The organism is Bacillus sp. AK128 (assembly GCF_053903075.1).
On record NZ_CP096379.1, the window covers coordinates 4,578,564 to 4,602,718 of the forward strand.

Annotated in this window: 23 protein-coding genes and 2 other annotated features; all 23 genes read right to left on the reverse strand. The window is 38.7% G+C overall.

Annotated elements, in window-relative coordinates; genetic code table 11:
- Nucleotides 1–2: 2 nt before the first annotated feature.
- The 23 genes from rpoB to M1D60_RS23060 all read right to left on the reverse strand — a co-directional run bounded on the left by rpoB (nucleotide 3) and on the right by M1D60_RS23060 (nucleotide 24,154).
- Nucleotides 3–3,539, reverse strand: coding sequence for a DNA-directed RNA polymerase subunit beta (gene rpoB / locus M1D60_RS22950; RefSeq protein ID WP_456277090.1), 3,537 nt, complete (start codon nucleotides 3,537–3,539; stop codon nucleotides 3–5).
- A gap of 288 nt (nucleotides 3,540–3,827) precedes the next feature.
- Nucleotides 3,828–4,436, reverse strand: a complete 609-nt coding sequence (locus M1D60_RS22955) for a class I SAM-dependent methyltransferase (RefSeq protein WP_456277091.1) — start codon at nucleotides 4,434–4,436, stop codon at nucleotides 3,828–3,830.
- Between the two features lie 101 nt (nucleotides 4,437–4,537).
- Nucleotides 4,538–4,897 (reverse strand): 50S ribosomal protein L7/L12, encoded by a 360-nt coding sequence (rplL, locus tag M1D60_RS22960; RefSeq protein WP_456277092.1) that lies wholly within the window; start codon nucleotides 4,895–4,897, stop codon nucleotides 4,538–4,540.
- A gap of 56 nt (nucleotides 4,898–4,953) precedes the next feature.
- The gene (gene rplJ, locus M1D60_RS22965; RefSeq protein WP_456277093.1) at nucleotides 4,954–5,454 is read right to left on the reverse strand and encodes a 50S ribosomal protein L10; all 501 of its coding nucleotides are present in this window, start codon (nucleotides 5,452–5,454) and stop codon (nucleotides 4,954–4,956) included.
- Nucleotides 5,455–5,497: 43 nt separating this feature from the next.
- Nucleotides 5,498–5,640, reverse strand: a sequence feature (ribosomal protein L10 leader region).
- A gap of 44 nt (nucleotides 5,641–5,684) precedes the next feature.
- Nucleotides 5,685–6,389 (reverse strand): 50S ribosomal protein L1, encoded by a 705-nt coding sequence (rplA, locus tag M1D60_RS22970; RefSeq protein WP_456277094.1) that lies wholly within the window; start codon nucleotides 6,387–6,389, stop codon nucleotides 5,685–5,687.
- A 116-nt stretch (nucleotides 6,390–6,505) separates the two neighbouring features.
- Nucleotides 6,506–6,931: a 50S ribosomal protein L11 gene (gene rplK, locus M1D60_RS22975; protein ID WP_163181892.1), complete on the reverse strand. Its 426-nt coding sequence runs from the start codon at nucleotides 6,929–6,931 to the stop codon at nucleotides 6,506–6,508.
- A gap of 161 nt (nucleotides 6,932–7,092) precedes the next feature.
- A complete protein-coding gene (nusG, locus tag M1D60_RS22980) occupies nucleotides 7,093–7,626 on the reverse strand; it encodes a transcription termination/antitermination protein NusG (protein WP_456277095.1) in 534 nt (177 codons plus the stop codon).
- Between the two features lie 457 nt (nucleotides 7,627–8,083).
- Nucleotides 8,084–8,266, reverse strand: coding sequence for a preprotein translocase subunit SecE (gene secE / locus M1D60_RS22985; protein WP_456277096.1), 183 nt, complete (start codon nucleotides 8,264–8,266; stop codon nucleotides 8,084–8,086).
- 45 nt (nucleotides 8,267–8,311) lie between these two features.
- Nucleotides 8,312–8,458, reverse strand: coding sequence for a 50S ribosomal protein L33 (rpmG, locus tag M1D60_RS22990; RefSeq protein WP_456277097.1), 147 nt, complete (start codon nucleotides 8,456–8,458; stop codon nucleotides 8,312–8,314).
- Nucleotides 8,459–8,743: 285 nt separating this feature from the next.
- The gene (gene sigH, locus M1D60_RS22995) at nucleotides 8,744–9,364 is read right to left on the reverse strand and encodes an RNA polymerase sporulation sigma factor SigH (RefSeq protein WP_456277098.1); all 621 of its coding nucleotides are present in this window, start codon (nucleotides 9,362–9,364) and stop codon (nucleotides 8,744–8,746) included.
- A gap of 101 nt (nucleotides 9,365–9,465) precedes the next feature.
- Nucleotides 9,466–9,975 carry an NYN domain-containing protein gene (locus M1D60_RS23000; protein WP_456277099.1) on the reverse strand — a complete coding sequence of 170 codons (510 nt, stop codon included), beginning with the start codon at nucleotides 9,973–9,975 and terminating at the stop codon, nucleotides 9,466–9,468.
- 5 nt (nucleotides 9,976–9,980) lie between these two features.
- A complete protein-coding gene (rlmB, locus tag M1D60_RS23005; RefSeq protein WP_456277100.1) occupies nucleotides 9,981–10,730 on the reverse strand; it encodes a 23S rRNA (guanosine(2251)-2'-O)-methyltransferase RlmB in 750 nt (249 codons plus the stop codon).
- Nucleotides 10,731–11,144, reverse strand: coding sequence for a Mini-ribonuclease 3 (locus tag M1D60_RS23010; RefSeq protein ID WP_456277101.1), 414 nt, complete (start codon nucleotides 11,142–11,144; stop codon nucleotides 10,731–10,733). It lies immediately after the preceding gene.
- A complete protein-coding gene (cysS, locus tag M1D60_RS23015; protein ID WP_456277102.1) occupies nucleotides 11,141–12,541 on the reverse strand; it encodes a cysteine--tRNA ligase in 1,401 nt (466 codons plus the stop codon). Before cysS ends, M1D60_RS23010 begins: the two co-directional genes overlap by 4 nt.
- Nucleotides 12,522–13,178: a serine O-acetyltransferase EpsC gene (epsC, locus tag M1D60_RS23020; RefSeq protein WP_456279525.1), complete on the reverse strand. Its 657-nt coding sequence runs from the start codon at nucleotides 13,176–13,178 to the stop codon at nucleotides 12,522–12,524. The genes cysS and epsC overlap by 20 nt, the downstream gene beginning before the upstream one ends.
- A 129-nt stretch (nucleotides 13,179–13,307) precedes the next feature.
- Nucleotides 13,308–13,536, reverse strand: a binding site (T-box leader).
- 289 nt (nucleotides 13,537–13,825) lie between these two features.
- Nucleotides 13,826–15,283 (reverse strand): glutamate--tRNA ligase, encoded by a 1,458-nt coding sequence (gene gltX, locus M1D60_RS23025; RefSeq protein ID WP_456279526.1) that lies wholly within the window; start codon nucleotides 15,281–15,283, stop codon nucleotides 13,826–13,828.
- Between the two features lie 193 nt (nucleotides 15,284–15,476).
- Nucleotides 15,477–15,959: a 2-C-methyl-D-erythritol 2,4-cyclodiphosphate synthase gene (gene ispF / locus M1D60_RS23030; RefSeq protein WP_456277103.1), complete on the reverse strand. Its 483-nt coding sequence runs from the start codon at nucleotides 15,957–15,959 to the stop codon at nucleotides 15,477–15,479.
- 11 nt (nucleotides 15,960–15,970) lie between these two features.
- Nucleotides 15,971–16,657 (reverse strand): 2-C-methyl-D-erythritol 4-phosphate cytidylyltransferase, encoded by a 687-nt coding sequence (ispD, locus tag M1D60_RS23035; RefSeq protein ID WP_456277104.1) that lies wholly within the window; start codon nucleotides 16,655–16,657, stop codon nucleotides 15,971–15,973.
- A gap of 125 nt (nucleotides 16,658–16,782) precedes the next feature.
- Nucleotides 16,783–17,868, reverse strand: coding sequence for a PIN domain-containing protein (locus M1D60_RS23040; protein ID WP_456277105.1), 1,086 nt, complete (start codon nucleotides 17,866–17,868; stop codon nucleotides 16,783–16,785).
- A gap of 156 nt (nucleotides 17,869–18,024) precedes the next feature.
- Nucleotides 18,025–19,098: a DNA integrity scanning diadenylate cyclase DisA gene (disA, locus tag M1D60_RS23045; RefSeq protein ID WP_456277106.1), complete on the reverse strand. Its 1,074-nt coding sequence runs from the start codon at nucleotides 19,096–19,098 to the stop codon at nucleotides 18,025–18,027.
- Nucleotides 19,099–19,102: 4 nt separating this feature from the next.
- A complete protein-coding gene (gene radA / locus M1D60_RS23050) occupies nucleotides 19,103–20,476 on the reverse strand; it encodes a DNA repair protein RadA (RefSeq protein WP_456277107.1) in 1,374 nt (457 codons plus the stop codon).
- 136 nt (nucleotides 20,477–20,612) lie between these two features.
- Nucleotides 20,613–23,057: an ATP-dependent protease ATP-binding subunit ClpC gene (clpC, locus tag M1D60_RS23055; RefSeq protein ID WP_456277108.1), complete on the reverse strand. Its 2,445-nt coding sequence runs from the start codon at nucleotides 23,055–23,057 to the stop codon at nucleotides 20,613–20,615.
- Entirely contained in the window at nucleotides 23,054–24,154 is a 1,101-nt protein-coding gene (locus tag M1D60_RS23060; RefSeq protein ID WP_456277109.1) for a protein arginine kinase, read from the reverse strand. The genes clpC and M1D60_RS23060 overlap by 4 nt, the downstream gene beginning before the upstream one ends.
- Between the last annotated feature and the right edge of the window lies 1 nt (nucleotide 24,155).

A 24,155-nucleotide genomic window follows, 5' to 3' on the forward strand; every position in this document is an offset into this window, starting at 1 on the left:
AATTAAACTTCATTCGTAGCTTCTACTTCAATATTAAGCTTATCCGCTGATTGATCCTCATCGTCATCAAGATCTCTCATCTCGATTTCCTTATCATCACTAGATAAGATCTTAACATCCATACCTAAGCTTTGAAGTTCTTTAATTAATACCTTGAATGATTCTGGAACACCAGGTTCTGGAACATTCTCTCCTTTAACAATTGCCTCGTACGTTTTCACACGTCCCACAACGTCATCTGATTTTACAGTAAGGATTTCTTGAAGCGTATAAGCAGCACCGTAAGCCTCAAGTGCCCATACTTCCATCTCACCGAAACGCTGACCACCGAACTGTGCTTTACCACCAAGTGGCTGCTGAGTAACTAGTGAGTATGGTCCAGTCGAACGTGCGTGGAGCTTATCATCAACCATGTGAGCAAGCTTGATCATATACATGATCCCGACAGAAACACGATTATCAAACGGTTCACCTGAACGTCCATCATAAAGCACTGTTTTTGCATCACGGGACATACCAGCTTCTAATAACGTATCCCATACATCTTCTTCACGAGCACCATCAAATACTGGAGACGCCACATGAATACCTAAGTATCTAGCAGCCATACCAAGGTGTAATTCTAACACCTGACCGATGTTCATACGAGACGGAACCCCTAATGGGTTTAACATGATATCAACCGGTGTACCATCAGGTAAGTACGGCATATCTTCTTCAGGAAGGATACGGGAGATAACACCTTTGTTTCCGTGTCGACCTGCCATCTTATCCCCTTCAGAGATTTTACGCTTTTGAACGATATATACACGAACTAATTGATTCACACCTGGTGGTAGTTCGTCCCCATCTTCACGATTGAACACTTTTACATCTAAGACAATTCCGCCCCCACCATGTGGAACGCGTAATGAAGTGTCACGGACTTCACGTGCTTTTTCTCCGAAGATTGCATGTAATAGACGTTCTTCAGCCGTTAATTCTGTAACACCCTTTGGAGTTACTTTACCTACTAGTAAGTCTCCATCCTTAACCTCAGCACCGACGCGAATGATTCCACGATCATCAAGGTTCTTAAGGGCATCTTCCCCAACGTTTGGAATATCACGAGTAATTTCTTCTGGTCCAAGCTTAGTATCACGTGCTTCTGATTCATATTCTTCAATATGAACAGACGTGTATACATCATCTTTTACCAATCTCTCACTCATGATAATAGCATCCTCGTAGTTGTAACCATCCCAAGTCATGAAGGCAACAAGCACATTACGACCAAGTGCAAGTTCACCTGATTCCATAGAAGGTCCATCTGCAAGAATCTCACCTTTTACTACCTCATCACCCACACTTACGATTGGACGTTGGTTGTAGCAGGTTCCTTGGTTAGAACGAATGAATTTTTGAAGCTTATATTTATCAAGGTTCCCCTTAACTTTTTCACCATCAACTTCCGTATAACGTCTAACTAGAATTTCTTTAGCTTGAACCTTTTCGACTACACCTGGGAATTTACATATAACCGCAGCACCTGAGTCTTTACCAGACACATACTCCATACCAGTTCCAACTAAAGGAGCTTCAGGATTTAAAAGAGGTACTGCTTGACGTTGCATGTTTGCTCCCATTAGAGCACGGTTCGAGTCATCATTCTCTAGGAACGGTATACAAGCTGTTGCAGCAGAAACGACCTGTTTAGGAGATACATCCATGTAGTCAACACGGTCTTTATTTACAACGGTATTTTCACCACGGAAACGTGCCACAATATCGTCATTAACAAATGCTCCATCGTCTGATAGGATCGCGTTTGCTTGCGCTACAACATAATTATCTTCTTCATCAGCAGTTAGGTAATCTATTTGACTCGTAACACGACCAGTTTCAGGATCAACCTTACGATATGGTGTTTCTATAAAGCCAAAACGATTTACTTTTGCATAGCTTGATAAAGAGTTAATTAATCCAATGTTCGGACCTTCCGGCGTCTCAATCGGACACATTCTTCCATAGTGAGAATAGTGAACGTCACGGACTTCGAAACCAGCACGCTCACGTGTTAAACCACCAGGCCCTAACGCTGATAGTCTTCTCTTATGCGTTAATTCAGCTAGTGGATTCGTTTGATCCATGAACTGAGATAACTGAGAGCTACCAAAGAACTCCTTAATAGAAGCGATAACTGGTCTAATATTGATCAGCGCTTGTGGAGTAATGGCATTCGTGTCTTGAATCGACATTCTTTCACGAACCACACGCTCCATTCTAGATAAACCAATACGGAATTGGTTTTGTAATAGCTCACCAACTGAACGTAAACGACGGTTACCTAAATGGTCAATATCATCTGTATCTCCTACTTTATATAGAAGATTAAAGAAATAACTAATAGAAGAAATAATATCAGCTGGCGCAATATTTTTAATGCGTTCTTCTATATTAGAATTACCTAACACATTAATGACATGGTCGCCTTCGCCTTCAACAGGGGCATAAATTTTAATAGACTGAAGAGTAATATCTTCCTCTAACACACCACCTGATGGTCGAATCGTCTTATATCCAATATTTTTCTCAAGCGCCGGTAGTACACGATCTAATGTACGACGATCTAAAACCGTACCCTTTTCGACAAGAATTTCTCCCGTTTCAGGATCTACTAGAGAATCTGCTAAACGCTGGTTAAATAGACGATTTTTAATATGTAGCTTCTTATTAATCTTGTAACGTCCAACATTTGCTAAATCATACCGCTTAGGATCAAAAAATCTAGATTCTAATAGACTCTTCGCATTTTCTACTGTTGGAGGCTCTCCCGGACGTAGACGCTCATAGATTTCTAACAAAGCCTTTTCAGTGGTTTCAGTATTATCCTTATCTAGGGTATTACGTAGATACTCGTTGTCCCCTAGTAAATCTATGATTTCTTGATCAGAGCCAAACCCAAGAGCACGCAAAAGAACCGTAACCGGTAGCTTCCGAGTACGATCAATACGAACATATACCACATCTTTGGCATCTGTTTCATATTCAAGCCAAGCACCACGGTTTGGAATGACGGTAGCAGTGAAACCACGCTTACCGTTTTTATCAATTTTCCCACTGTAATAAACACTAGGAGAACGAACAAGCTGGGAAACGATTACACGTTCAGCACCATTGATGACAAACGTTCCTGTTTCTGTCATTAAAGGGAAATCCCCCATAAATACATCTTGTTCCTTCACTTCGCCTGTTTCTTTGTTGATCAGACGAACCTTCACCCTTAAAGGTGCAGAATATGTAACGTCTCTTTCTTTTGATTCTTCCACAGAGTACTTTGGTTCACCTAAGCTATAATCTATAAACTCAAGTGATAAATTACCTGTAAAATCTTCAATCGGAGAAATGTCTTGGAACATTTCACGCAATCCCTCATCAAGAAACCATTGATATGAAGAGGTTTGGATTTCAATAAGATTTGGTAATTCTAGAACTTCACTTATACGAGCATAGCTTCTACGTTGGCGGTGGCGTCCATACTGAACTAGTTGACCTGTCAACTGATTCACCCCTCAAATCAAGCAATTTTATTTCACATCAGAAACAATTGAAGCTTCTGAGATGATGTCTAAATCAAATACTACTAACTATTAAACCATTCTTGTAACTACCTATTTCGTCAGACAAAAAGAAAAAGGGTTTCTACTTAGAAAACCACATTTATACATAATGTCCTATTGAATTAGTTTTCCCTTGACAGTCCACTAATATACATATAAATGCATAAAAAAACCAAGGAAAAATAATATATTGGCATTATATAATGCTAACACAGGTAAAATTATCCGTCAACCGTTTTTTCTCGTAGCTTTTATTATAAAATACCCCTTACTCTTATCTACAATTTCAACTTCAGTCGTTAAAGTTTTTAGCTTCTCCACCGCTGATGGTGCGCCTTGTTTCTTCTGAATGACCACCCAAAGCTCTCCACCTTCTACTAAACGATGATAGCTGTCTTCTAAAATTTCATGGACTACCTTTTTCCCAGCCCGAATCGGTGGATTGGTGATGATTGTCGAGTAACTAGATTGCCGTACGTTTTGAAGCGCATTACTATAATAGATTTCAACATTTTCCACACCATTGTTTTGTGCGTTCTTCTCAGCTAGAGCTAGCGCTCGTTCATTGACATCTACCATTTCAACGGTTCGATCTGGAAATTCCTTAGCTATTGTTAATCCTATTGGACCATAGCCACACCCAACATCCAATATTCTACCCTCTACATTTGCAATAGATATAGAGTCTATTAATAACCTTGACCCAAAATCTATTTCATTTTTTGAAAATACACCTTGATCTGTTGTAAAAACAAACGAATGTCCACGGAGCGTAAAACGAAAAGTCTGCGGTTTACTTTCTACCGATGGGTTTTGAGAATAATAATGTTCACTCAATTAAAACACCCCCTTTTACAATTAGTATCAACGTTAAGGCGATTCTTTAACCGTATAAAAATAAGCTCGCTATAGTAGCGAGCTTACCTTTTATTTTATGATTACTTAACTTCTACGTTAGCTCCAACTTCTTCAAGCTTAGCTTTGATTTCTTCTGCTTCTTCTTTAGCTACGCCTTCTTTAAGTGGCTTTGGAGCGTTGTCAACTAGGTCTTTAGCTTCTTTTAAGCCTAAACCAGTGATTTCACGAACAACTTTGATAACCTTAATCTTTTGGTCACCAGCGCTTGCAAGGATTACGTCGAATTCAGTCTTTTCTTCAACAGCAGCTGCACCAGCACCAGCAGCAGCTACAGGAGCAGCAGCAGTTACTCCGAATTCTTCTTCAATTGCTTTTACTAAGTCGTTAAGTTCTAAAACAGTCATGCCTTTAACTACTTCAATGATTTGTTCTTTAGTCATGAGAATATCCTCCTTTTATTTTTAAAGAAATGTTTTTGTTTTTTTAGGCTACTAAATTAAGCGCCTTGTTCTTCTTTCTGATCTGCAACTGCTTTTGTAACAAGAGCAAGATTGCGGATTGGAGCTTGTAGTACGCTAAGTAACATAGAAAGTAATCCTTCACGAGATGGAAGTTCAGCAAGAGCTTTAACATCCTCAAGTGATGCGATGTTACCTTCAATTACACCAGCTTTAATTTCAAGCTTTTCGTTCTTTTTCGCAAATTCGTTGATGATCTTTGCAGGAGCCACAACATCTTCAGATCCGAATGCAATTGCATTAGGTCCTGTTAAATATTCGTTTAGCCCTTCAAGACCAACCTGTTCAGCAGCACGACGAGTTAAAGTGTTTTTATACACCTTAAATTCAATCCCAGCTTCACGAAGTTGCTTACGTAATTCTGTTACCTGTGCAACCGTTAATCCACGGTAGTCTACAACGATTGTTGATTTGCTTTCACGAAGCTTATCAGCAATTTCTGTTACAGTTTGTTTTTTGAGTTCAACTACACTGCTCATTTCTACACCTCCTGTAAGTTACTACATATATACCGACCTGTAAGGGTGTATTAAAAAACCTCCACGCCCTAAGTAGACATGGAGGTTAGGTTAGACGCAATAAGATTGCTTCTTTATCTAATCACCTCGGTAGGAAATTAAGCTATTACAAGCACCTACTGTCTACGGTATAAATGTTTATTTTAAACAACATTTAATATATTACAGTCATTAAGACTGAAAGTCAACTATTAGTTTTTGATTGCTACGAAAGTTGAAGGATCTACTTTTACTCCAGGACCCATTGTTGAACTTAAAGCAACGTTCTTCATGTAAGTTCCTTTTGCAGCAGCAGGCTTAACCTTTAATAGCGTGTCATAAATAGTAGTGAAGTTTTCAGCTAACTTTTGATCGTCAAATGAAACTTTCCCTACTGGTACGTGAATAATACCAGATTTATCTACACGATATTCAACTTTACCAGCTTTAATTTCATTAACTGCTTTCGTTACATCAAATGTAACTGTTCCAGTTTTAGGGTTTGGCATTAAACCTTTAGGTCCTAAAACACGACCAAGCTTACCAACTTCACCCATCATGTCAGGTGTTGCTACGATTACATCAAACTCGAACCAACCTTGGTTGATTTTGTTGATGAAGTCAGCATCTCCTACATAATCAGCTCCAGCAGCTTCAGCTTCCTTCGCCTTTTCACCCTTAGCAAATACTAATACACGTTGAGTCTTACCAGTACCATTAGGTAGTACTACTGCTCCACGGATTTGTTGATCTGCTTTCTTAGGGTCAACTCCTAAACGGAATGCAGCTTCAACTGTCGCATCAAACTTTGCAACACTTGTCTTTTTTACAAGATCAATCGCTTCTGCAACAGCATATGCTTTAGAGCGATCAACAAGCTTAGCAGCTTCTAAATACTTCTTACCTCTTTTAGCCATTTTACATTTTCCTCCTCGATTGTGGTTTTAACGGATATTCCTCCCACGAATAAAGGTTGCGAAATGGGACTTGTCCATAATCCGCAACCTTAACCATCCATTAGAGAATCACAGGATTAGTCTTCAATAACAATTCCCATGCTGCGCGCTGTACCTTCTACCATTTTCATAGCAGCTTCAACGCTTGCTGCGTTTAAGTCAGGCATTTTTTGTTCTGCGATTTCGCGAACCTTATCACGCTTAACTGTAGCAACTTTTTTCTTGTTAGGCTCACCAGAACCTGACTGAATACCAGCTACTACTTTCAAAAGAACAGCAGCAGGTGGAGTTTTTGTAATAAATGTAAATGAACGGTCTTCAAATACCGTAATTTCAACAGGAATAATTAGACCAGCTTGATCAGCAGTACGAGCATTGAATTCTTTACAGAATCCCATGATATTCACACCTGCTTGACCTAACGCAGGACCTACTGGTGGCGCAGGATTTGCTTTACCTGCAGGAATTTGAAGCTTTACAATTTTAATAACTTTTTTAGCCACGAGACACACCTCCTTAAAGTCCGTGATGTGGTAATAGGGTTTTTACCCTCCCACTCATCTTTCTTTTATAAAAAAGAATTTGACTAATACCATCTTCTTTTTGAAGACATATTGACCTTTGCAATATTACCACTTTTTATTATCAAATTCAAGTTATTCTTTTAGATTTTTTCTATTTGTGAGAAGTCTAGCTCCACCGGAGTTTCTCTTCCGAACATATTTACATGAACCTTGGCCTTTTGTTTGATCTTATCAATCTCTTCAATTGAACCTGTAAAGTTAGTGAAAGGTCCCTCTGTAACTTTAACACTTTCTTTTAGTTCGAACTTCACATCGATTCTCGTTTGTTCCATACCCATACGCTTCAGAATAAACGCAATTTCTTCAGGCTGTAGAGGAGTTGGCTTTGAACCATGACCTGCTGAACCAACGAATCCTGTTACACCAGGTGTATTTCTAACTACATACCAGGAATCATCTGTCATAATAATTTCCGCAAGTACATACCCAGGAAATACCTTTTTCTTCGTTACCTTTTTCTTACCATTCTTCATTTCTGTTTCTTCTTCTTCTGGAACAATGACACGAAAGATCTTATCTTGCATCCCCATTGATTCTACACGCTTTTCTAAATTTGCTTTTACCTTATTCTCATACCCTGAGTAAGTATGAACAACATACCATTGTTTTTCCATGTGTTAGGACGCTTGTCCTTCCCTCCCAAAAAATCAAAATAGCTTTTAATTATGTAAATCCTGCATGTGAGTTTTTTTATGAGCCTGTGTATTTTAATTAAAGGTGGCTTTCGTATGATTTGTTGGTTTCTAAAATTTATAAGCTCTGTTAAAGTTTGTTGTTGATTTTCGTTCCAGGACACTCGCTTTCCGCGGGCGGGTTCGTGATCCTCCTCGGCGCTTCTCGCCTGTGGGGTCTCCCTTACCACGCTTCTCCCGCAGGAGTCTCGCATCCTTCCACTTCAATCAACTCTGCTAAAACCAACATGTTTTTTAACCGAACCTAAAAATCATAGAGTTATAAAAATAATCTTTACGAAAAAACCATACTTAAAAAAGACAAATTAAAAAACCCGTTTAACGGGCTTTTTACAAGTTTCTTCAGGTCTATCCACATTATACCATGAATTTACCAATATTATTCAAGTATTAAACGAATTAAAGAAGAAATACCCGTATCAATAACGGCGAAGAACACAGCTACAAATGCTACAGTCGATACAACTGTAATCGTATAGCGAGTAAGCTCTCTTCTCTTAGGCCAACTTACTTTCTTCATTTCACGAACTACATTTCGTAAAAATTTCGTCAAACGTTGCATGTTGATTACCTCCAGCTATATTACACACATCTCTATATAGAGCCATCATTTCGTTTCGCGATGATTCGTGTGGGTATTGCATGTCTTACAGAATTTATTTACTTCAAGCCTCTCTGCCTGATCTGCTCTTTTCATTGTTGTATAATTGCGTTGGCTACATACCTCACAAGCTAGCACTACTTTTTTCCTCATTAATAGCATCCTCTTATAGGCTTAAAAAATTGTTTTTTAATCTATAAAAATGTATCATAGCAAGAAATTGGATGTCAACAAGCCTTTTTTTTACAAGGATGTTTTCATTTAGAATGTTGCTTTGCATAAAGTATCCCAAACGCCCGATTCCCCCTTAGTACCAAGGATGTTGCTTCGCATAAAGAGAGTCGTTCTTTTCTAATCAATACTCAATTTTTTTATTAAAATGGTTATACACCCAAACTAAAGTCACGATAGTAACAAAGTTTTAGAATAGAGAGCTTTTTATAAAGAGAGTTCTCTTAGCTCTAAATAACGTTCAAGCTTTCGCTTCACACGCTGGAGGGCATTATCAATGGATTTAACATGACGATTCAATTCTTCTGATATTTCCTGATAGGATTGACCATCTAGGTATAGTACAAGCACTTTCCGTTCTAAGTCACTAAGGAGCTCTGCCATCTTTACTTCAATATCATCAAATTCCTCTTGGTTAATAATTAATTCTTCTGGGTCTAGGATTTTAGCACCAGAAATTACGTCCATAAGAGTACGATCTGATTCTTCATCATAAATTGGCTTGTCCAATGATACATATGAATTAAGAGGTATATGCTTTTGCCTTGTTGCCGTTTTTATAGCCGTAATAATTTGTCTCGTAATACATAGCTCCGCAAACGCTTTAAAAGAGGAGAGCTTGTCCTCCTTAAAATCCCTAATCGCTTTATAGAGACCAATCATACCTTCTTGAATTATATCTTCACGGTCTGCTCCTATTAAGAAATAAGAGCGTGCTTTAGCGCGCACAAAATTTCGATACTTATTGATTAAATAATCCAGGGCATCTGTATCACCCTGATGAACATAATCAACTAGAATCTCATCCTCTAACTCTACGAACTTCATGTTGTCACTTTCCTTGAGGTATGAACTCACTCCTATCCCTCCGGACTCTCACACAGTAGTTAGCAATATTATACAGTAGACTTTTCGACAGCGTCAACCGTTCATCTCTCTCCTCGACGCCATTTTTCAAAAATTTCTGCCATTTCATCCGACAGTTGAATTCTAGAGGATGGTTTCTTTTCATGTTTTTTCTGTAGTGTCGTTTTGATTTGCTTTTCAATTACATTCATTTCTGTTAGGAGCTCCTTCGCTGATTTCCTAAGGGCTCCTTGACCAAAAATTACCCATTGCTCTGTGTAGTCTGAGGTGGCCACATGGATTTGAGTACGAACATTTTTCAACTGTTTAGCTAATTTTTCAATTCTTTCATCGGCTGTTTCATTTTCTCTAGTGAAAATAACTTCTACTTTGTAATTTTTATTTTTCTTTTCGATTCCTTTTACCTGATGTGCATCAAATACAACAATCACCCGATAACCAGAAGCTGCCTTATATTCTGCCATTTTTTCAATTAACAAATCTCTTGCAGCTGATAGATCTTTTTGCTTTAACTCTCTTAATTTAGGCCATGCCCCAATAATGTTGTAGCCATCTACAAGCAATACATCCATATACCTTATTCCCCAAGAGGCTGTCTCTTACGAAGCACCTCAAACATTAATAAGCTCCCGGCAACGGATGCATTTAGAGAGGTCACTTTCCCCACCATTGGTAAACGTATTAAAAAGTCACATTTATCCCGAACTAATCGGCTCATCCCTTTACCCTCACTTCCAATGACGATTCCAATTGGGAGGGTTACATCCATCTGACGGTAATCAGTTGTACCTGTCGCATCCGTACCGATAATCCAAACCCCTTTTTCCTTTAATTCATCAATCGTTCTTGCCATATTGGTTACCCGAACAACTGGTACATATTCAATTGCACCTGTTGATGCCTTCGCAACAGTTGCGGTTAATCCAACTGCTCTACGTTTAGGAATGATTACCCCATGGGCACCTGTTGCATCCGCGGTTCTTAGTATGGAACCTAAGTTATGAGGATCTTCAATTTCATCTAGAAGGATAAAAAATGGATCTTCTCCCTTTTCTTTTGCAGATGCAAATAAGTCATCTAATTCTGCATATTGATAAGCAGCCACCTGGGCCACAATTCCCTGATGGTTTCCATCATATAATTGATCAAGCTTCTTTCTTGGAGCAATTTGAACAACCACACCTGATTCTTTGGCTAACTGCATAATTTGTCCGGTTTGCCCCTTGAGAGCTCCTTCTGCAATCAGAATCTTATTAATATCCCTACCAGAGCGCAATGCCTCTAGTACGGGATTTTTCCCTATTACGATTTCTTGGTCTTGTGACATTTAATTGCCTCCTTTCCTATTTTCAATTAATTGAATCGATAATTCGATAAGCTCTGTTAACCGATCATCATTCTTTGTTAAATAATGATAGCCAATTAACGCTTCAAATGCAGTACTATACCGATATGTTTGGACATCTGTATTTTTCGGAACGGTCCCTGATTTGGCATTTCTTCCACGTTTAATAATGACCTCTTCAGCTTCTGTTACATGGTTTCTATTCAATAGCTCATGGACTATGTATGCCTGTGCTTTTGCAGAAACAAAGTTTGTTGCTTCACGATGTAGCTGGTTGGGTCTCACACTCCCTTTTAAAAGGAGGTGATGCCTAATACTTGCTTCATAAATGGCATCACCCATATAGGCTAAAGCTAAACTGTTTAATAAGTCGGCATTAATGTCCTTATCCATCATCCTCTTTTCCATCTAGTACCTTGTGGTGTATCTTCTAGGATAATGTTCATCGCTTTTAACTCGTCACGAATCTGATCAGCACGTGTGAAATTGCGATTTTTTCTAGCATCTATTCTCTCTTGTAATAACGCATCAATTTCCTCATCTAACAATTCCTGTTCCTGTTCAGGATTTAATCCTAAAACCTCCATTATTTCCTCAAATAAAGAAGTGAATTGGTTGATTACCTGTTCAGAAGTCGTTTTCTCCATTAAATATAAATTAGCTGTTTTAGATAGCTCAAATAATACAGAAATCGCATTAGCTGTATTAAAATCATCGTCCATCTCAACTTTAAAGGATTCTCGAATACCTTCTAGCTTTTGAATCCAATTCTCATTCTCCTCGGTTAAATTGGTACTAGTTTCACTCCGATGCTTAAGGTTTTCATAAGATGTCATGATACGTTCAAACCCATTCTTTGCACTATCTACTAGATCCTGGCTAAAATTAATCGGATGCCGATAATGTACCGATAACATAAAGAATCGAAGCACCTGTGGATCTACTGTTTTAATAATGTCATGAACTAATATAAAGTTACCAAGAGACTTTGACATCTTTTCATTATTAATATTAATATACCCGTTATGCATCCAATAATTTGCAAAGGTTTCCTCATTAAGTGCTTCTGATTGGGCAATTTCATTTTCATGATGAGGAAACGTTAAATCCTGGCCACCCGCATGAATGTCAATCGTATTTCCAAGGTATTTCTTCGCCATCGCTGAGCATTCTATATGCCAACCCGGGCGGCCGTTCCCCCAAGGGCTCTCCCAATAAATTTCCCCATCCTTTGCATCCTTCCATAGAGCAAAATCTAATGGATCTTGCTTCTTCTCTCCCACTTCTATCCTTGCACCAGAGCGCAGATCCTCAATCGGTTGGTGAGAAAGTTTACCATAGCCATCAAAGGCACGTGTCTTAAAATATACGTCACCCTCTGATTCATAAGCAAACCCTTTTTCAATTAGCTTTTCAATGAACTCAACGATAATATCCATACTTTCCGTAACTCTTGGATGGTGGTCTGCCTTCTTGCACCCAAGCGCAGATACATCTTCATGGTAGGCATCAATAAAACGGTCTGCAATGACTGGAACAGTCTCACCAAGTTCGTTTGCAACTCTAATTAATTTATCATCCACATCCGTGAAGTTTGAAATAAACTGGACATCATAACCTCGATACTCAAAATAACGTCTAACTGTATCAAATACAATCGCAGGTCTCGCATTACCGATATGGATGTAATTATAGACCGTAGGACCACAAACATACATCTTGACCTTGCCCTCTTCAAGTGGTTGGAATAACTCTTTCTTTCTAGTAAGTGTATTATATAGTTGGATAGCCACTCTCAATCTTCCCTTCTTTTAATTGTTTTAACTCCCTTTGCAATCCCTCAATCTCCCGCTCTAACTCCTTAAATTTATCTGCAACCGGATCTGGTAAATTACAATGATCCAAATCCTGCTTAATTCTTACTCCATCTTGAATTACGACTCTTCCTGGGATACCGACAGCAGTTGAATTGGCTGGAACATCATGTAACACAACCGACCCCGCTCCGATTTTAGAGTGTTCACCTATGGTAATAGATCCTAATACTTTCGCTCCCGTTGCAATGAGCGCATGATCTTTGATGGTTGGATGACGTTTTCCCTTTTCTTTTCCTGTCCCTCCAAGGGTAACACCTTGGAAGATGATTACATTATTTCCAATTTCACAAGTCTCACCAATTACAACACCCATACCATGATCGATAAAAAAACGTCTTCCTATTTTGGCGGCAGGATGAATCTCGATTCCTGTAAAAAATCTACTTATTTGCGAGACACATCTCGCTATAAAAAACATCTTTCGTTTATAAAACGCATGGGCCACTCGGTGTGCCCATATAGCGTGAAGACCAGAATAAGTTAGAACAACTTCCATCGTGCTTCTTGCTGCTGGGTCTTGCTCAAATACAACCTGGATATCTTCTTTCAGCATTCTAAGCCAACGAAACAAGCGACTCCCTCCTTTTAAGCAATAGTTGAGATAGTTTTCTAGAGTCCTTTAATTACTTATCTTCCTTATTGGAATACTTTACAAATAAAAAAGCGTCTCTGTGTATATACACACAGAGACGCTTTGATGCGCGGTTCCACTCTGTTTAGACTTCCTCTGCAGGCTGCCTCAACTTTAAAACTCAATTAACGGTGAGTATCCGCTTCTGTCTACTATAAATTTCGACAGAAGACTCAGAGGTGCATTTCAGTTATAGCGTTCTTGAACCACTTTCAGCCGGTGATGGTTCTCTCTGAAAAAGAACAGTTCCTATACTTACTTTCCTCATCAACATTTTTGGTTTATATTAATTCTGTTTTTATTGTTTAAGGCTGTTTTCGTATTGCCTTTTTAAAATTGGTCCGTTGATTTCCGCTGCAGGTACTCGCTTTCCGCGGGGAGGGATGTGAGCCTCCTCGGCTGCGCCTGTGGGGTCTCACACTTCCCTCTATCTCCCGCAGGAGTCGAGTACCTTCCACTCCAACCAACTTTAGATGCTAACAAAGGTGCATAAAGAGTAACAACCTTTGCTAAAAGAGCCTTATTAAAATAGATATCTTATGTTACTATATTACACTATTTAAAATTTGTTAACCAATAAGTTGTTCAATTCTAGCGATAACCTTCTCTTTACCGAGTAGTGCAATTGCCTTTGGAAGGTCAGGACCATGTGTTTGGCCTGTGGTTGCTACACGAATTGGCATAAATAAGTTTTTACCTTTTTGTCCTGTTCCTTTTTGTGTTGCTTTAATGGCTGCTTTAACCTCATCTGGTCCAAATACGTCTAATTCTTTCAAATGAGATAAAAACGCAGTCATGACTTCTGGAACTTGCTCTTCTGCAATTACAGCTTTTGCTTCTTCATCATACTCTAATTCTGTTTTAAAGAAAAGCTCAGAAAGTTCAACAATTTCAGCACCATAGCTCATCTGTTCCTGATACAAAGCAATTAGATCTCTAGCCCAGCTTTCTTCCTCTGCCGTTCTAGTTTCACTTACTTTACCAGCTTTGATTAAATGAGGTAAAGCTAATTGCACTAATGTGTCGATATCAACTGTTTTTACATATTGGTTATTCATCCATTCGAGCTTTTGTGTATCAAATACAGCTGGAGATTTCGATAATCTTGATGGATCAAAGATTTCAATAAATTGATCCTTACTAAAGATTTCTTCCTCCCCTCCAGGAGACCACCCTAATAGTCCAATAAAATTAAATAAAGCTTCCGGTAAATAACCTAGTTCCTCATATTGTTCAATAAATTGGATAATGCTTTCATCTCGTTTGCTCAGCTTTTTGCGTTGATCATTAACAATCAATGTCATATGACCAAACGTCGGAATATCCCAGTTGAACGCTTCATAGATCATCAGTTGCTTCGGTGTATTAGAGATATGATCTTCTCCTCTTAGGACGTGAGTAATTTTCATTAAATGATCATCAACTGCTACTGCAAAATTGTAGGTTGGCATGCCATCCTTTTTGACAATAACAAAATCACCCATTCCCTCTGATTCAAAGCTTATATCACCCTTCACCATATCATTAAAGCGATATACCTTTCCGTCTGGCACACGGAAGCGAATACTTGGGAGTCTTCCTTCTTTTTCAAATGCTTCGCGTTCTGCATCCGTTAAATGACGATGACGTCCTGAATAGTGAGGTGTTTCTCCTCTAGCTGTCTGTTCTTCTCGCTCTTGTTCAAGCTCTTCTTCTGAACAGTAGCATTTATATGCAAGACCCTTTTCAAGCAGCTCTTCATAATATTTCTTATAAATTTCTGTACGTTCCGATTGACGATAAGGCCCATATTCACCGCCTACATCTGTGCTTTCATCCCAGTCGATTCCTAACCATTTTAAATATTTCAGCTGGCTTTCTTCTCCACCTTCAATATTTCTCTTTTGATCTGTATCTTCAATTCGAATGATGAATTTTCCATTTTGATTTCTGGCAAATAAATAATTGAATAAAGCTGTCCTTGCATTACCAACATGTAAATGACCTGTTGGGCTTGGCGCATATCTTACACGTACTTCATTTAATATCATGTCAACACCATCCTATTTTCTTTTATATCTATTCGGGGTCGATTATGTTGTTTGATTTTAGGTATATGAATTCAGCACTTCCACACTATCATCAACAATACTCTTTGATACAGCATTCTTATGTATACTTGATCAATCAAAGCTTATTTTATCACCTGTTTATATACCTTGCATCTCTTTTTCACAGTGACTATCTCTCTTTTTTCTGAATTAATACAACAGCCTGGGCTGCTATCCCCTCACCTCTACCCGTAAAACCTAGCTTTTCAGTAGTGGTGGCCTTCACATTTACTTGCTCTGCATCAGCATTTAATAACTCCGCAATTCTCGCTCTCATTGGTTCAATATAGGGTGCCATTTTAGGCTTTTGTGCAATTATAGTACAATCGACATTTGTTAGCTGATATCCTTTATTTCCTACCAATTCCCACACATGTGACAAAAGCTTAGCTGAATCAGCCCCTTTAAAAGCTGGATCTGTATCCGGAAAATGCTTACCAATATCCCCTTCTCCAATTGCTCCTAAACAAGCATCTGCAATTGTGTGAAGCAATACATCTGCATCAGAATGCCCTATTAAACCCAATTCATAAGGTATCGTGATTCCACCTATAATCAGTGGAACTCCCTCACCTAATTGATGTACATCAAAACCCTGTCCAATTCGAAACATGTTACTCCCCCTTATTCTTTTCGCTTCTTTAATATCGATTCGCCATGAATTAAATCCTCTTGTGTTGTTAGCTTAATATTATCGTAATCTCCTGTTACCACACTCACAGGCCTATCTAACTTTTCAAATAAGCTTGCATCATCTGTCCCTATAACACTATGCTTAAAGGCAAACTCGTAGGCATCAACCAATTCCTGAACACGAAAAGCCTGTGGGGTTTGTACAGCCCACAAGCTCGAACGCTCCACCGTTTCCTCTACCCGACCATTGATCACTCTCTTAATTGTATCCTTAACAGGAACTGCTAAAATAGCTGCTCCTGTCAGTAAAGCCTCTTGAACAAGTGAATGGATTTTTTCTTTTGTTATAAAAGGCCTTGCACCATCATGGACCAATATAAGCTCAGTAGATGGCTCCACCTGCTTTAGGCCGTTATAGACACTATGCTGCCGTTCCTCTCCGCCTACAACGATATGCTTTACTTTTTGAATATGATATTCCTCTAGTAGCTCCGTAAAAGAACCCGCTTCATCCTTATTAATAACGAGGATCACCTCAGAGCATGCTTCATCTTGTTCAAACACCAATAAAGTATGAATAATGACAGGAACCTCACCTAATAAGATGAACTGTTTATTTTTACCAGCCTTCATCCTCTTCCCCTGACCAGCAGCAGGAATAATAACCTTATACTCCATAGATCCTCCATATAAAAGTGTAACCGACACTCTACACCCACATTTTTAGATTTTGAAAAGAAGAAGGAATTTTTCACCTTCTTCTCTTCTACTCAACTATTCATTTTAATATGTTAGTAATAAGATTACAAAGCCTTTTCTAATAGCTTGGGCTTGGCAAAAATCATTCGACCTGCAGATGTTTGAAGAACACTAGTAACCAATACATCAATACGTTTACCAATGTAGTCTCTTCCATCCTCGACTACAATCATCGTTCCATCATCTAGATAAGCGACACCCTGGTTATATTCTTTTCCATCTTTAATAACCTGAACATTTAACTCTTCACCTGGAAGCACAACCGGCTTAACGGCATTTGCTAAATCATTAATATTTAGCACAGCTACATTTTGAAGCTCACATACTTTATTTAAGTTAAAATCATTCGTAACCACAACACCAGATGTCAACTTCGCAAGCTTTACCAGTTTGCTATCAACCTCTTGGATTTCCTCAAAGTCACCCTCATAAATTTCAACCTTGATTGCTAGTTCCTTTTGGATTCTATTCAAAATATCTAATCCACGACGCCCACGATTTCGTTTAAGAACGTCGGAGGAATCTGCAATATGTTGTAATTCTTCTAGAACAAACTGAGGAATAACAATGGTTCCCTCTAAAAAACCTGTTTGGCAAATATCTGCCACTCGACCATCAATGATTACGCTTGTATCTAATATTTTTAAGGCTCCTTTTACCACAACTTCCTCTTCAAGCTCTTTTTTCTTTCCCTTATTGGATATGGAAAAGAGTGATATAAGCTCATCGCGTTTCTTAAAGCCAACCTGGAAGCCCAAATATCCTAATAGAAGCGTAAGGAGAATAGGGATGACAGTATTAACTAACGGAAACTCTATCGTCTTGATTGGAATCGCAATAAGGAAGGCTACAATTAAACCAAATATTAATCCTAAACTTCCGAATAACACCTCTGCAACAGGCGCTTTTACTAATCCTTCTTCAATCCACTTAATAAATTCAACTACATAATCTACTAACCAAAATGTGATGATAAAAAATATAATGGCACCTAAACCAGCTCTAGTATAAGGAGAGTCCATAAAAGGAATAGTATTCACTTCTAATAATGAAAATAAGGACGGGATAAAAAATACTCCTAATGTTCCACCAACAAGTAAGAAGCTTAGTTGCACAACTCGTTTTATCATACATTCACCTCCTATTTATTCATTATAAACACTTTGTCTTCTTTAAAACCTATTATTACAAGACTTTATTAAAAATGTTGTCTTTTTGACATAGACTTGTAAAAAGAACTCCATAAAGATGATAGAAAGGCTAGCTAAATGATGGAAAATCCACATCTACATTTGTCGATCGATAAAATGCTGTTCTTGAAGTCTCCTTAAACCCTCTCTTATCTTTTTCGACCTTACCTCTCCAATTCCCTCTACTTTATCTAATTCATTTGGAGAAGCTTTTAATATGTTCTTAAAGTCTCCAAAAGTAGCGATGATGTTCATAATGATTGGCAGAGGAAGTCTTGGGATCTTATAAAGAATTCGATATCCTCTAGGGGTTACCGGGTCTTCAATATTTGTAGTAGAAGAGTACTTTAGTAACTTTAAAATGATGGAATCATCTAGTAGTTCAGTATTAGAAAGTAATTGTAGCCTTTTCACAATTGGATAAGGATCGCTATTCTCCACATTTGAATAATCACGGATTAATAGAGCGGCTTCATCCTCAATATGAGCAATTAACTCTGTCATTTGTAGACGAATTAGCCTTCCTTCCACCCCCAATTCATCAATATAACTCAATATTTCATTTTTAATTCTGAGTACCATTTCAATACGATGTAGAACCTGGACTACTTCTGATAGTGTGACCAAATCTTCAAATTCTAAAGCACCTAAATTGGTAATACTTTGTTCTAAAACCGTCTTATATTTTTCTAATGTTTGTATCGCTTGATTTGCTTTTGTTAAAATGACACCGATATCCTTTAGAGCATAGCGAAAATTACCTTGATAGAGAGTGATCACATTACGCCGCTCTGATATAGCAATTACTAAGCTACCCGTCTGTTTTGCCACTCTTTCTGCAGTACGGTGTCTCATCCCTGTTTCGGATGAGAGGATTGTTGGATTTGGAATCAGCTGAGCATTAGCAAACAGAATTTTATTACCAGCTTCATTTAATATAATGGCTCCATCCATTTTAGCTAATTCATACAGCTGCGCAGGTGAGAAAGGACAATTGATTGAAAACCCTCCATCTACAACCGAGCGGACATAATCATTATAACCAACAACAATTAGACCGCCTGTTTTCGCTCGTAATACATTGTCAATCCCTTCTCGAATTGGTGTACCTGGGGCAATAAATTGAAGAATTTCTGTGATGTCTTTTTCTCTCTGCTTGTAATCTTCCATTCACCTAGCCTCCTAATGTAATTTGCAAAGCCTGCCTTACATGCTCAACACCTACAACCTGGATATCAGCTGGAACGTTCCAATTACCTATATTCTTTTCAGGAATAATCGCTCGTTTAAAACCTAATTTTGCGGCTTCCTGCACTCTTTGTTCTATTCTTGATACCCTTCTAACTTCACCCGTTAAACCTACTTCTCCAATTAATATATCCGTAGCTGAAGATGGTTGATCCCTAAAACTAGAGGCAATGCTGACAGCAACTGCCAAGTCAATGGCCGGTTCGTCTAGCTTTACACCTCCTGCAACTTTTAAATAAGCATCCTGGTTTTGAAGTAGCAATCCTACCCGCTTTTCAAGTACTGCCATTAATAAAGAAACACGATTCACATCTAGTCCAGTGGCCATTCGACGTGGGTTACCAAAGCTCGTCGGAGAAACAAGAGCTTGAATTTCAACAAGAACAGGTCTAGTGCCCTCCATGGAGGCCACAACCGTAGAACCAGCTGCACCCTTGGACCTCTCTTCTAAAAAGATTTCCGACGGATTTAAGACCTCTTCTAGGCCCTCCTCTTTCATCTCGAAGATTCCCATTTCATTGGTTGAACCAAAGCGGTTTTTTACCGCACGGAGGATTCGGTAAGAGTGATGTCTTTCTCCTTCAAAGTAAAGGACTGTATCCACCATATGCTCTAACAAACGAGGCCCTGCAATGGCTCCTTCTTTTGTAACATGACCTACAATAAATATCGCTATTCCCTTTGTTTTGGCAATTCGCATAAGCTCTGAAGTACACTCTCTTACTTGAGAAACACTACCTGGTGCAGATTGGACCTCTGGATGGTAAATAGTTTGAATGGAATCGACTACAACAAAGGATGGATTCGTATCCTCAATCGATTTCGTGATTAACTCTAGATCTGTTTCAGCTAAAACGTATAAGGAATCAGAGGAAACGTGTAATCGTTCTGCTCTTAATTTAGTTTGCTTTACTGATTCTTCTCCTGATATATATAGAACGCTTTGATTAGAAGCTAAATAGGAGGAAATTTGTAAAAGGAGTGTTGATTTACCGATTCCAGGATCTCCACCAATTAAAACGAGTGAACCACGGACAATTCCACCACCTAATACACGATTAAACTCAGTTATATCCGTTTTAATTCTTGGCTCTTGAATCGTTTCAACATCCTTTAGCTTAATTGCCTTGGACATTCCCTCATTAGCCGATGCTGTAAAGGTTAGCTTTCTACCAGACTTACTTGGCTCTAACTCTTCGGTAAATGTATTCCATGCCCCACAACCTGGACATTTCCCCATCCATTTGGGTGATTCATAACCGCATGCTTGGCAAGTAAATTTTGTTTTTCTCTTCGCCATAATTTCTCCCTTTCTATACCTTACCAATCTATTCTTTAATTTATGATATCATAATGTACTTTTATCCATTTAACCGTATGATTTGAGAGTGAATGAAAGGCATAAATGAAAAAAAGAGAGGGCTATACTAGCCCTCTTACAATGTAGTGGATTTCTCCACTTGCTTCACAACAAACTCATTGTCTTCTACACTTAATTCTACCTTTTGACCTTTTTCAATTGCGCCCTTTAACAATTCTTCAGACAAACGGTCTTCTACGTTTTTCTGAATGCTTCTTCTTAATGGACGTGCACCATATTCTAGGTCATTACCTTCCTCAGCGAGCTTATCCAAAGCAGCATCTGTTACGACTAAATCGATGTATTGTTCAGTTAACCGCTTCGTTAATTGCTCTGTCATTAGGGAAACAATCTCTCGTAAATGTTTCTTTTCTAATGAATGGAAAACGATTATTTCATCAATACGGTTTAAGAACTCCGGACGGAAGGCTTTCTTAAGTTCACCCATTACCTTACCCTTCATATCCTTATAATCCTGTCCTTCATCCTGAACATTGAAACCGACATACTTATTACGTTTTAATGTATCAGCACCAACATTGGAAGTCATAATGACAATTGTATTTCTAAAGTCAACCGTACGACCTTTTGAATCTGTTAGTCGCCCATCTTCTAATACCTGTAGTAAAACATTAAATACGTCTGGATGAGCTTTTTCCACTTCATCTAGTAGTACAACAGAATAAGGTTTACGACGAACCTTCTCTGTTAATTGTCCACCCTCTTCATATCCAACATATCCTGGAGGTGAACCAACTAATCTTGAAGTCGAGTGCTTTTCCATGTATTCTGACATATCGATTCTGATCATGGAATCCTCATCACCAAACATCGCTTCTGCTAGTGCACGAGCAAGCTCTGTTTTACCAACACCAGTTGGTCCTAGGAAAATGAATGATCCAATTGGACGTTTAGGATCCTTTAAGCCAGCTCTAGCACGACGCACTGCCTTGGAAACAGCCACAACCGCTTCTTGTTGACCAATGACTCTAGAATGAAGAATCTCTTCTAATTTTAATAGTTTCTCTGTCTCAGACTCAGCAAGCTTTGATACCGGGATTCGAGTCCAACTAGCAACAACTAATGCGATATCCTCCGTTGTTACCTCTGAGTTTTCCTGACCTTGCTTTTCTTTCCATGATTTCTTCGTTTCTTCAAGTTGTTCTCTTAGACGTTGTTCTGTATCTCTTAAAGATGCTGCTTTTTCAAACTCTTGACTCTGTACAGCTGCATCCTTTTCTTTTCTTACTTCTTCAAGCTGATTCTCAAGCTCCTTTAAATTAGGAGGAGTCGTATACGAACGTAGACGAACCTTTGAAGCAGCTTCATCAATTAAATCAATCGCTTTATCCGGTAAGAAGCGATCTGTAATATAACGATCAGATAGCTTAACAGCCTCAGCAATAGCCTCATCTGTAATCGATACACGATGATGTGCTTCATAACGGTCACGAAGGCCTTTTAGGATTTGGATTGACTCATCAAGAGTTGGCTCATCCACTTGAATAGGCTGGAAACGACGTTCTAGTGCCGCATCCTTTTCAATGTACTTGCGATACTCATCTAGAGTAGTAGCACCAATACACTGTAGCTCTCCTCTTGCTAAGGATGGCTTAAGAATATTTGACGCATCGATTGCACCTTCTGCACCACCAGCACCAATCAACGTATGGAGCTCATCAATGAATAGAATAATATTACCAGCCTGGCGAATTTCATCCATTACCTTCTTCAAACGATCCTCAAACTCACCACGGTACTTAGTACCTGCTACAACAGTACCCATATCTAACGTCATAACACGCTTATCACGTAATGTCTCAGGCACTTCATTATTGATAATTTGTTGGGCTAATCCTTCTGCAATTGCTGTTTTACCAACACCAGGCTCCCCAATTAAAACTGGGTTGTTTTTCGTTCGACGACTAAGTACCTCAATTACACGCTGAATTTCCTTACTTCTTCCGATAACGGGATCCAAACTTCCCTCTCTAGCAATTGCTGTTAGATCTCTTGCTAGACTATCCAATGTAGGAGTATTAGCATGCACAGATGCACCTCCTTGATGTGAGCCTGATGAGGATTCATTGCTACCTAATAGCTGTAACACCTGTTGACGAGCTTTATTTAAGCTTACACCTAAATTATTTAATACCCGTGCAGCTACTCCTTCACCTTCACGAATGAGTCCTAATAGAATATGTTCGGTACCTACATACGAATGACCAAGCTTTCTTGCCTCATCCATAGAAAGTTCAATTACCTTCTTGGCTCTTGGCGTATAATGAATCGTTTGAGAAGCATCCTGGCCTCTACCAATCAAGGTTTCTACTTCCTGCTGAATTTTATCAGGACTTAACCCTAAGGCTTGAAGCGCTTTAGCTGCAATCCCTTCACCTTCACGGACAAGTCCAAGTAATATATGTTCAGTTCCGATATTATTGTGTCCCAGTCGAACTGCTTCCTCTTGAGCCAAAGCTAACACCTTTTGAGCACGTTCAGTAAATCGTCCAAACATCATATCGTTTTGCCTCCCTCGTCTTCTAATGTATTAGTTTTCTCCATATTTAATCTTTCTCTTATTAAGGTTGCTCTTCTTATATCACGTTCAGCTGGCCTTAAAGGACCACCTGCGTACTGCTGTAAAAAACCAGGCTGTGTCAAAATCATTAACTCATTAAGTATATTACTGGAAACATTATTTATGAAACCTAAATCAATCCCGAGTCTAACATCTGATAGACATCTAGCTGCTTCCTTCGATTCTATAATTCTAGAGTGAGCAAGTATACCATATGAACGATGAACTCGATCTTCTAATTGAATCTTTGACGTTTTCACTAACGCCTCTCTTGCAGATCTCTCCTGCACAATGAGCTGATGAACGACACTTTTTAGATCCTCTACAATATCCTCCTCTGTCTTCCCCAAAGTGATTTGGTTAGAAATCTGAAAGATATTTCCTAATGCTTCACTACCTTCACCATAAATTCCTCTCACAACTAATCCCAGTTGGTTAATAGCAGGGATAATCTTGCTCATTTGTTGGGTGATGACAAGACCAGGCAGGTGCATCATTACAGAGGCCCTCATTCCAGTCCCTACATTAGTTGGACAACTTGTTAAATAGCCCCTCTTCTCATCAAATGCATAATCAACATGCTCCTCAATCCAATCATCAAGTTGATTAGCCGCTTGTAGTGCTTCAGTTAGTTGTAACCCAGGAAATAAGCACTGAATTCGTATATGATCCTCTTCATTCATCATAATACTGATTTCTTCATTCTCTGAAAGGAGACAGGCCCCAAAAGAGGTTTCCTCAGCAAGATGCGGACTAATTAGATGCTTCTCCACTAATACCCTTTTCTCAATCGGTTGAAGCTCATTCATCTTTAGTAATTCAAATTTTCCAACCTCATCATATGTCTTATCTAAAAAATTCTCTTCAAACAGCTGAATAATTTCCTTGGCATCCTCATTCGTAGTGATAATCGGGAATGGATACCTCTCTATATTTCTAGCAAGTCTAATCCTACTACTTAATACTATGTCTGAATCTGGACCATCTTGACTCATCCATGGACTTATTGCTTGTTCTATAAACCGTTGAAGTGACATG